General features: G+C 42.3%; 13 protein-coding genes and 1 pseudogene. 3 read left to right on the top strand and 11 right to left on the bottom strand.

What is annotated here, in order from left to right; genetic code table 11:
• Positions 1-239: 239 nt before the first annotated feature.
• The 10 genes and pseudogenes from DWX32_RS15485 to DWX32_RS15450 all read right to left on the bottom strand — a co-directional run.
• Positions 240-686: a DUF3021 family protein gene (locus DWX32_RS15485; protein ID WP_118594519.1), complete on the bottom strand. Its 447-nt coding sequence runs from the start codon at positions 684-686 to the stop codon at positions 240-242.
• Positions 687-699: 13 nt separating this feature from the next.
• On the bottom strand, positions 700-1,137 hold the full coding sequence (locus DWX32_RS15480; RefSeq protein WP_118594520.1) for a LytTR family DNA-binding domain-containing protein: 438 nt from the start codon (positions 1,135-1,137) through the stop codon (positions 700-702).
• A gap of 58 nt (positions 1,138-1,195) precedes the next feature.
• Positions 1,196-1,597, bottom strand: a complete 402-nt coding sequence (locus DWX32_RS20940) for an aldehyde dehydrogenase family protein (protein ID WP_330416856.1) — start codon at positions 1,595-1,597, stop codon at positions 1,196-1,198.
• 17 nt (positions 1,598-1,614) lie between these two features.
• A complete protein-coding gene (locus tag DWX32_RS20935; RefSeq protein WP_330416858.1) occupies positions 1,615-2,034 on the bottom strand; it encodes an aldehyde dehydrogenase family protein in 420 nt (139 codons plus the stop codon).
• A gap of 2 nt (positions 2,035-2,036) precedes the next feature.
• A complete protein-coding gene (locus tag DWX32_RS20930; protein WP_330416859.1) occupies positions 2,037-2,273 on the bottom strand; it encodes a hypothetical protein in 237 nt (78 codons plus the stop codon).
• A gap of 90 nt (positions 2,274-2,363) precedes the next feature.
• Complete coding sequence (locus tag DWX32_RS20925; protein WP_117802413.1) at positions 2,364-2,495, bottom strand: LytTR family DNA-binding domain-containing protein; 132 nt, start codon at positions 2,493-2,495, stop codon at positions 2,364-2,366.
• 204 nt (positions 2,496-2,699) lie between these two features.
• Positions 2,700-3,599 carry an ABC transporter permease gene (locus DWX32_RS15465; protein ID WP_117761570.1) on the bottom strand — a complete coding sequence of 300 codons (900 nt, stop codon included), beginning with the start codon at positions 3,597-3,599 and terminating at the stop codon, positions 2,700-2,702.
• Complete coding sequence (locus DWX32_RS15460) at positions 3,596-4,510, bottom strand: ABC transporter ATP-binding protein (protein ID WP_117761571.1); 915 nt, start codon at positions 4,508-4,510, stop codon at positions 3,596-3,598. Before DWX32_RS15460 ends, DWX32_RS15465 begins: the two co-directional genes overlap by 4 nt.
• Complete coding sequence (locus tag DWX32_RS15455; protein WP_147326118.1) at positions 4,510-4,713, bottom strand: hypothetical protein; 204 nt, start codon at positions 4,711-4,713, stop codon at positions 4,510-4,512. The genes DWX32_RS15460 and DWX32_RS15455 overlap by 1 nt, the downstream gene beginning before the upstream one ends.
• A 319-nt stretch (positions 4,714-5,032) precedes the next feature.
• A pseudogene (locus DWX32_RS15450) lies at positions 5,033-5,230 on the bottom strand (cell filamentation protein Fic); the annotation flags it as partial.
• 144 nt (positions 5,231-5,374) lie between these two features.
• Between DWX32_RS15450 and DWX32_RS15445 the strand changes: the two are divergent.
• The 3 genes from DWX32_RS15445 to DWX32_RS15435 are packed head-to-tail and all read left to right on the top strand — an operon-like array spanning position 5,375 to position 7,376.
• On the top strand, positions 5,375-5,515 hold the full coding sequence (locus tag DWX32_RS15445) for a CD1871A family CXXC motif-containing protein (RefSeq protein ID WP_020435933.1): 141 nt from the start codon (positions 5,375-5,377) through the stop codon (positions 5,513-5,515).
• On the top strand, positions 5,508-6,398 hold the full coding sequence (locus DWX32_RS15440; RefSeq protein ID WP_118594521.1) for a 4Fe-4S binding protein: 891 nt from the start codon (positions 5,508-5,510) through the stop codon (positions 6,396-6,398). Before DWX32_RS15445 ends, DWX32_RS15440 begins: the two co-directional genes overlap by 8 nt.
• Positions 6,399-6,428: 30 nt before the next feature.
• Positions 6,429-7,376: a TlpA disulfide reductase family protein gene (locus DWX32_RS15435; RefSeq protein WP_118594522.1), complete on the top strand. Its 948-nt coding sequence runs from the start codon at positions 6,429-6,431 to the stop codon at positions 7,374-7,376.
• A 184-nt stretch (positions 7,377-7,560) separates the two neighbouring features.
• Here the strand turns inward: DWX32_RS15435 and DWX32_RS15430 are convergent.
• The coding region (locus DWX32_RS15430) for an ATP-binding protein (RefSeq protein ID WP_243037607.1) at positions 7,561-9,505 on the bottom strand (1,945 nt) is incomplete at its 5' end.

Genomic DNA, 9,505 nt, shown 5'->3' with positions numbered 1-9,505 from the left:
TATTGTATCATAGAAGAACCTTCCAAACATTATTTTACAGAAAAAGTTTCATACTCTCGTCTATGATATTTATAAATTTTTTCTCATCCTTGATTTTTTAAGAGCAGGCGGAAATTCGCCTGCTCTTTTACACGCAATTTTATTCTTACCGTCATAGAAATTCTTACTTGCAAGTTTTCTCAGAGCTTGTTGGGGTACGCTCTAAGTTCTTTTCAAATTTCATGCAACTCTATCGTAGTTTACAATTTTTCTTTCCGCTTTCTCATCTCTTTTAGTTTCTGGTTCATGCTTTCCGCCACCATATGGTCATTTACATATACGATCAGATTCACCGTAACATAAACTCCAATAATCAAAACCTCCATCAGCACGACCATTTTAGCTTTGCTGAAGTAAAACCATCCGAATGCTCTGCCAAGTCCCAGGACAGCACAATTAGCATAGATAAAATAGATGATCTGCCGTGCAATCATGCCCTGTTTGGATACTTCTTTTCCTTCCTCATCCGGGTACATCAGAATCGGGATGGAGCATACAGCGGAAACCAGAAGAATCTGCCAGAGAATCATGACACTGATCTGGGCATCCAGACCGCACATCACAGTAATATAGATCGCGGATGCAAGCAGAACGCACACGGTAATTTTCGAAAAAATATTTGCAAGAATTTTTATTTTATTCATCATTGTTTTCGCCTCCCTACAATCCCAGTCGTTCTTTCAGAACCGGCACATACTGCCGGGAAATAATCACTTTTTCCTCATTTTCGAGTAACGCTTCAAATCTGCCGCCAAAAGCAGGCGACAAATGCCGGATTTTGTCCAGATTTAGAATCATGGATTTGGAGGCCCGCATAAATGGAAAAGACACCAGCTGTTCTTCTAACTGATACAGTTTTTCTTTAACTTCATAAACATTCTTTTGTCCATAGGCAAAGACCTTATTGTCCGTTGCCTCAAAATAGAAAATATCCGGAAGTGCCAGAAGAGTAATTCCTTTTGCATCGTATCCCGTAATTTTTCGATCCCCGTTTTTCAGTTTGCAGATCAGATGGTTGATGTCCTCCGTCAGCACACGGCATTTGATGATGATTTCTTCCTCTTCGTCCGGAGATGGATTGATGATCGTTATCTTCACATTGGTTCCCTCTTTTCTTTTCCCTATCCTCTTTTATATCGGATTTTCTTGGAGATGTCTATCCCTTGTATGGTATGCTGTATAAAAATTTTCGAATCAGTTTCAACTTTTTTGCTGTATACGGCTGATAGCGGATCGGAAAATCCATCCATGTCTTTTTATCCACGATGCTGCGCTTATGTGTGAATTCCGCAAATCCGGCCTCACCGTGATAGCCGCCCATACCGCTTTCTCCTACACCGCCAAACGGCATCTCACTGGTAGCAAGATGAATCAGTGTGTCGTTGATGCAGCCACCGCCAAACCGGCACCTCTCCAGAACCGTTTTCTTCACCTTTTTGTTTTCCGTAAAGCAGTACAGGGCAAGCGGTTTGGGGCGTTGATTGATCCAGGAGAGTGCATCCTCAAGTTTTTCATACGTCAATACTGGCAGGATGGGACCAAAAATCTCCTCCTGCATGACCGCATCTTCCCATTCTACGTGATCCAACACAATAGGTTCGATCCGCAGTTGATAAACTTTCCAAAGACAATGCGTCTTGCCGCAAGCCGGATCTTACTGCTTTTTTCTACAATGCATGGGCTTTTTCCGCCAAGTTCCAGTGTCACGGGCGTCAGATGTCTTGCAGCACTTTCCATGACCTGCTTTCCGACCGCTACACTTCCTGTGAAAAAAATCTTATCAAATTTTTCCTGTAAAAGTGCCTGATTTTCCTCCCGTCCGCCTAAAACAACGGCAACATATTCTGGTGGAAAACATTCTTCTAACAGATCTTTCAGGACATTTGCACTGGCCGGTGCATAAGCACTTGGCTTTACCACCGCAGTATTTCCTGCCGCAATGGCATCTACCAGCGGTTCTAACGTCAGCAGAACAGGGTAATTCCACGGGCTCATAATCAGCACATTGCCATAAGGAGAAGGGCTTTGATAACTTTTCGCAGCGAACTGCGCCAGCGGTGTTCTGACATGTTTTTGTCTGCAAAGCGCCCTAAGTGCTGCTTCATCCAGCGGATTTCCCCCTGCACCAGTCCAATCTCACACATCATCTCCGTCTTGCTCTTTCCAAGATCCGTATGCAGCGCTTTGCAGAGGATCTGCTCCTGTTTTTGCAAGGCCATTTCCAATCTGCTCAAAGCCTCCATCCGCACATACAAACGCCCATTTAATGCGGTACGAACCGAAACAATACGATCCGCATTTACAATCGTTGTCTTTGATGCACGCTACATACATTTTCTTGTTATTTTCTCTTCCAGCTGATACAGTCTGCTTTTAATTTCATAAAACTTATTTGACGTATAAGCAAACACCTTGTTTTGCACTGCCTCGAAATATAAAATATCTTCTGTTCTTATGGAAACACATTATTTCTTTTCTGTGTATCCCCGGATAGATTCCCCTTTGCTTCTTACATACTCTTTTATTTCTGCAAATTCTTTCGTAAAATTTACATATTCGAGTATAACGCCCCTTTTTCCGGGTCATCGATCTCTCTTTCTGTAATATTCATAACTGTCTCTTTTCTCATTTTTTATTCATTCTATAGTCGAAGGATATATTTACTTCCCATCTTTCTCCGGAAGAGCTGTCATGCACAAAAAAATAATTCCAAATACCACAACACATCCAACCATAAGCATCACCATCTGATTTACACTTACTACAGACCCCTGGAACTTCGGGTTACAATCCAGTGTATCACGAATCGCAGTAATCATTTCTTCTGGCAGCTGATTGTTCTCCATCTCTTCGAAGATTCCACGGAGCATATGATTTTTCAACAGAGAAGTTCCGTAGGTACTTGGCAGATACGACAGTACTTTCTGCAGGCCGCTGCCGAAATTTGAAATCGGCATGTAAGCTCCGCATAAAAATCCATACCCGGCACTTACGATCGTTCCCACTGCGGATAACTGACCCTGGGTTGTCAGTGGAAAACTGACGATGCTTGACAACGTGCTTCCAAAGAGTACCAGTAAAATTTCATCGAGAAGAACCCAGAATACATCTACAGCGCTCATATACCAGCCCATTTTGTACATATAGCCAAGGCATAATACAAGCGCAAGCCCATTCACCAGCAGGGAATTGACTACAGTAGATAAAAAATACCCAAGATAAAGCTGTGCTTTGCTGATTGGCGATACATTAAAATCTTTCCTTGTTCCGTTTGCCCGGTCCTGTACCATCGTAAGATTCACGCAGAATGTCACAGTCACACAGCTGACTGCCAGAAGAGCCGCGGCAAGCTGTGCGGCCACCGTTCCATCGATCAGTTTGTCTGAGATTGTAATCATGTCCGGGATCGCGGACACAAAGGAATCTCTGTATACGTTTGCCAGAAATGTAGCATACAGCAAAATCAGAATTCCCGGAGTAATTAAAGCCGAAAAAAACATTCCTCTGTCTTTAAAAAACAATTTTCTGTTTCGACTTATAAGTGCAAATACTGCCTTCATCTGTGCTCACCTCCCAATGTTTTTCCGGTTACAGCAAGAAATACATCATCCATTCTGCCCTTTACCACTTCATAATCACGGAATATTTCCTGATGTTCCACGATCAGCCGGGTAGCCTCTGCGGTATTTTTTACTTTTAACTGATAGCCATCCCGGATCTTTTTATACTCTCTGCCCAGTGTTTTGATTTCTTCTTCTGTCACACCATAAACAGACATAGTGTCCTGCACATACTCATTTTTCAGCTCAAAAGGAGTTCCTTCTGCCACGATGCTTCCTTTATCCAGAATCACCACATAACCGGCATTTGCAGCTTCTTCCATGTAGTGCGTAGTCAGAAAAACTGTCAGCTTTTCTTCCACTCGAAGTTTTTCAATGATATCCCAGATCAAAAGCCGCGTCTGTGGGTCAAGTCCTGTCGTTGGTTCATCTAAAATCAGAAGTTCGGGCCGATGCAGCAAGGCTCTTGCAATATCAATTCTTCTTCTCTGTCCGCCGGACAGTTTTCCGACCGGCCGGTTCAGATAATCTCCGAAATCAAAAATCTCCACCAGTTCCCGCAATCTTTTTTCAAACGCTTTTCCTGTTATTCCATAAAGCGCTGCTCTGTTTTTCAGATTTTCCCTGACGGTAAGTGGCTTGTCCAGCACACTGTCCTGAAATACCACGCCAAGCATTGTTCCAACTTTCCTTCCGATCTTATCCAGATCTGTGCCCTGGATCTGAACCGTTCCGCTGTCTTTGTGAAGCTGCCCGCAGATGATCGAAATCGTTGTGCTCTTCCCTGCCCCGTTTACACCAAGGAATGCAAAGAGCTCTCCTTTTTTCACCTGAAAACTCAGATCATTGACTGCTTTTACATCACCAAAGCTTTTCTTTAAATGAGTGATTTTAATCATATCTGTTTCCATTACGCCTGCCCTCTCCTTTGATTTCTTTGCTGTTCCACATAAAAAATATCAGACAATTTCAATTGATACAAAACGTGATTTTTATATCCACATACCGATGTTTGTCCAAATACAGCTTCCCGAACATTCTGCACCCAGGATGCTTCCCTGTTGTGGCAATATACCATAACATGTTCTTCCTGCTTTGGATCAATCTGTTCCACCTCACATTTCATCCATCTCACCCCCAGTTATTCCTATTTCTTTTATATATGATTTTACAGCATTCGTCCAGTCTGCATGATGTGAAATGCAGAAATTCGCGGGTAAGATGCCAATTTCTGTTGTCTGCTCGTCTGGCGCATAGGAATTCATAAAAATAAGTGGAAAGCCATGTCAATGGACATGCAACTTTCCACTTATTCATTTTCATAAATTTTTTAATCACTTGAAACTCCACGTCATGAATTCCCGCTTATCTTAATACTTCATCTTTGATCTGTTGTCCTTCCATCTTTTCAACATTCCTCTTCTCAAAATGAGTTATGAATACGAAATCCTAAAATAGTCTAAATATTCCTTATACCGATCCTGCGCTGTCAGACAGGTATCCATCAGATAACCTTTTTCATTGTTCCATTCTTTCAGACCACGATAATAAAACATCTTCAGATCCTCTTCGATCATGAACGGAACGATATTGTACTTCAGGCATTCCTTGAACATAAGCAATCGGCCTACACATAATTTCTTCTCATCTTCAACAACTAATACTCTCAATTTATTTTTCTCCATTTTCTTAACAGGAATTTTACACCCTCTATTGTACAATGCAAACATCGAAAGGTCAATAAACGGACTTTGAACATTGAAAGGAGTATTTTAATGAAATCTGAAAAAGCAACACAGATTCTTTTACTTGCAGCCGGTCTGGTGTTTTTCCTTGTCGGGATCTTCCGCGGAGAAGCAGCGGTTGTTCTTAGCAAGGCAATAAAATTATGTATGGAGTGTGTAGGAATTGGATAAGAAAATGAAATCAAACAAAAACTTTCTGGCCCGCTTCCGCGGATGGATTCAGGCAGCTGCTACACTGCTGACCAACATTCACATCCCGAATCTGTTTAAAGGGAAAATTTATCAGGGAAATGTAAAAACGATGTGCGTCCCGGGACTAAACTGTTACTCTTGTCCTGCCGCCACAGGTGCCTGTCCGATTGGAGCTTTTCAAGCCGTGGTCGGTTCTTCAAAATTCAAATTTACCTACTACATCACCGGATTTTTCATCCTGTTAGGTGTTCTGTTAGGGCGGTTTATCTGTGGATTTCTCTGTCCGTTTGGATGGTTCCAGGATCTGCTGCATAAGATTCCGGGCAAGAAACTTTCCACCGCAAAACTGAAGCCTCTGCGGTATCTGAAATATGTGATTCTGGTCGTCTTTGTTATACTACTTCCGGCATTTGTAACCAATTCACTTGGTATGGGAGATCCTTTCTTCTGCAAATACATTTGCCCACAGGGCGTACTTGAAGGCGCAATTCCACTGTCACTTGCCAACTCAGGAATCCGTGCCGCACTCGGACATTTATTTACATTTAAGTTCACAGTCCTTGCGCTTTTCATCATCCTGAGCATCTTGTTTTACCGTCCATTTTGTAAATGGATCTGCCCGCTGGGTGCTGTTTACTCACTGTTTAACAAGGTATCTTTTCTTAAGATTCAGGTTGATCATGAGAAATGTGTTGGCTGCCAGAAATGTAGTCGTGTCTGTAAGATGGATGTCAATGTAGTAGACACACCAAACCATCCGGAGTGTATCCGATGCGGAGAATGTATGAAAGCCTGCCCGACTGATGCAATCTGCTATCATTACGGATTTTCAACTAAGAAACAGGCTGAAAATAAAAACTAATAAAACGTAATTTAAAGGAGATTTAAAATCATGAAAAACAAAACACTTAGAACAAACTCAATGAAATTAAAAAAGGTAATTGCTGCATCCCTTGCCATTTCTGTACTTTTTGCGTTTACAGGCTGCGGAAATTCCTCCTCAACAGACAATACAAACACAAAACAGGAATCTTCTTCCACAACAGAAACGGGCAGCGCAGACGAGCTGAACAAAAAACGGGATGACCTTTACCAGCAGGAAAACCAGCTTTTTGCTGATCACAAAGATGCATGGGACAAAGCCTTTGGTCTTATGAACAAGAACGCTGCCGGTGATGCCATGAGCGAAAACTATGCTGATACCCTCGCAAGCACAGTGGAATCTAACAAAGACTCTTTCTCTAAAGAAGAATATGAAACTCTGTGCAAAGACATCGAGACAATCCGCGGAATTGAAGAAGAAATTGCCAAGCTTGAGAAAGAGATTGCTGCATCCGATTCCTCTGACAGCTCTTCCTCTAAATCAGACGAATCCACAGCTGTATTCAAAGGTTTCAAAGGAAAAGATCTGGATGGAAACGATGTAGATGACAGTCTTTTCGCTAAAAATAAAGTTACAGTTGTAAATTTCTGGTTCAGTGGATGCAAGCCATGTGTCGGAGAGCTCTCTAAGCTGAATGAATTAAATGAGAAACTCAAAGAAATGGGTGGCGAAGTTGTTGGTATCAACATGGATACTTTAGACAACAATGAAGCCGGAATCAAAGAGGCAAAAGAAATCCTGAAAGCTCAGGGCGCTTCCTACAAGAACCTGACTTTCGATTCTAATTCAACAGTTGGAAACTATGCTGGAAAAGGAAACATCATGGCATTTCCTACAACCGTTCTTGTAGATAAAGACGGAAATATCGTTGGGGAACCTTTCATGGGTGGCATTGACGATCAGTCAAACTACGATCAGCTGATGAAGCAGATTCAGTCCGTACTGGACCAGAAATAATTTACATAAATATCCTAGTTAGGGGGCAGTTACTGTTTGCAGTAACTGCCCCCTAACATCATTAATAATGAAGGCATCCCAGGACAGCTTCATAGTTTCCTCCAATAGCTTCATAGCACTCTCGCATTGTCATATTTTGGTCCTCCTGTCAATTGTATTCCACTAATTCATGAACCTCTGCTAATCAATGATATACATACCTTATAATCGTTTTTATAACTTCATCAATCACAATCGGCTTTGACAAATGTGCGTTCATTCCTGCATCCAGTGATGCCTGAACATCTTCTGCAAATGAATTAGCTGTCATTGCTATAATAGGAATGTTTTTTCCATCCGGTCTGTCATTCATTGCCCTGATTGCTTTTACCGCTTCATAACCATTCATTTCAGGCATCATGATATCCATCAGGATTACATCAAATGCGCCTTCCGGATGATTTCTGAAAATCTCAACAGCATTCTTTCCATCCACAGCTCTTTCTACATTCATCCCGAACTCTTCCAACTGCACGGCAGCAATCTCTGCATTCAGTTCATTATCCTCTGCAAGAAGGACATTCACACCTGTAAGATTCACCTTTTCAGAAATACCTGTGTCTGACTTATTACATTCCTTATCTGTAATTTCCAAAGGAATATCCACGGCAAATGTGGTTCCCTCATGCTTTTTACTCTGCACGGAAATGGTTCCCCCCATCATATCTACATACTTCTTTACGATAGCCATCCCCAGTCCAACTCCATGGTACTGCGTTCTCACACCGGAATCTTCCTGTGCAAATTCCTCAAAAACTTCTTTTGTAAATTCCTCACTCATGCCAATACCAGTATCCGAAATGCGGTAACGCATATTTATATATCCATCCCCGCCCTTTTCCTGACACCGGGCTTCAAATGTAATCGTCCCTCCATCCGGAGTGAATTTCACGGCATTGCTCAGAATATTGACCAGCACATCACGCAGGCGTGCAGGATCCGCAAGTACATTTGGAATCTTTGCATCTTCACGCTGAATCTTAAAGTTGATATCCCTGTTCGTAAGAAAGCCTTTTATAATATCCAATGCAGAATCTGTAATGTTTTTCACATCCGCCGGTACCGGATTGTATTTCACTTTTCCACTTTCGATGCGGGTCAGATCTAATACATCATTGATCAGCGACAGTAAATGCTCTGAGCTTTCGTCAATCTTTTCCAGACAATTTTTCACTTCGTCTGACGGATTGTTTTTCATTGCAATACCGGTAAATCCTATGATTGCATTCATCGGTGTCCTCATATCATGGGACATATGTGACAGAAATGCTGTTTTTGCCTTGTTTGCAGCCTGTGCATGCTCTGCCAGTTCCGCCATTTCCTCAGCTTTCTCCTGGGCCGCCTTCTGAGCTTTTTTTCTTGCACTGAGACGCACCATTGTCCCAGCCATAGCAGTCAGCAGCCATCCAAAAATAAGAAGAACCCAAACAGTAACAACAGGATGCAGACGTATCCAGTCAACAAGTGTAAGCTCTGTTGCTTTGTATGTGGTATACTGTGCTGCAAGATCTTCAACAAGATTTTGGGGCATGGCATACATTGCTTTCGTCAGAATACCAGCCAGCGCATGGTTCTCAGTTGATGAAATTACCATGCGGTAGGTGAATGTAGGCTGTTCCAGCAGAGTATATGTCATGGTGCCCGTAGTGTCACTGTTCACAAACGCCTGTGCCATGTAATAGTAGACGAAGGCAGCATCTGCTTTACCCTCACGGACAGCTTCCATCATTTCCTGTCGGGTACTGCACATCAGTTTTTCTGCACCGGGTGCCATTGCATCTTCAATTGACTTTGATGCTGTCTGGTCAACAGTAGTAACAACATTAATTTTTCCATCAAAGTCACGCCGTGTCACCCTTGCCAGCTGCATCGTAATGAAAGGTGCAGTAATCCCCCATTTTTTCGTCTCAGCATAGTTATCTGTTTCCAGGCGCGCATCGATGCTCATATCTGTGGTTTCCTTATTTTTCTGATAAGCAATATACTCATCTCTGGTGGCAGGTGTAAGAAACTCATAGGAAATCCCGGCATAGTCTGCAATTTTCCGGAAGTAATCCGGGATAATACCCTTCATCTCACCATTTTCATTA

It is taken from the genome of Blautia sp. AF19-13LB, from assembly GCF_003479105.1.
GTDB lineage: Bacteria > Bacillota > Clostridia > Lachnospirales > Lachnospiraceae > Fusicatenibacter > Fusicatenibacter saccharivorans.
Note: the sequence above shows the minus strand (reverse complement) of the source record. Positions and strands in the feature narration are given on the sequence as shown.

Excerpts from the sequence above, each read along its gene's own strand:
- DWX32_RS15485 (WP_118594519.1), bottom strand. The coding sequence starts at position 686 with ATGATGAATAAAATAAAAATTCTTGCAAATATTTTTTCGAAAATTACC.
- DWX32_RS20940 (WP_330416856.1), bottom strand. The coding sequence starts at position 1,597 with ATGCAGGAGGAGATTTTTGGTCCCATCCTGCCAGTATTGACGTATGAA.
- DWX32_RS20935 (WP_330416858.1), bottom strand. The coding sequence starts at position 2,034 with ATGAGCCCGTGGAATTACCCTGTTCTGCTGACGTTAGAACCGCTGGTA.
- DWX32_RS15465 (WP_117761570.1), bottom strand. The coding sequence starts at position 3,599 with ATGAAGGCAGTATTTGCACTTATAAGTCGAAACAGAAAATTGTTTTTT.
- DWX32_RS15460 (WP_117761571.1), bottom strand. The coding sequence starts at position 4,510 with ATGGAAACAGATATGATTAAAATCACTCATTTAAAGAAAAGCTTTGGT.
- DWX32_RS15445 (WP_020435933.1), top strand. The coding sequence starts at position 5,375 with ATGAAATCTGAAAAAGCAACACAGATTCTTTTACTTGCAGCCGGTCTG.
- DWX32_RS15435 (WP_118594522.1), top strand. The coding sequence starts at position 6,429 with ATGAAAAACAAAACACTTAGAACAAACTCAATGAAATTAAAAAAGGTA.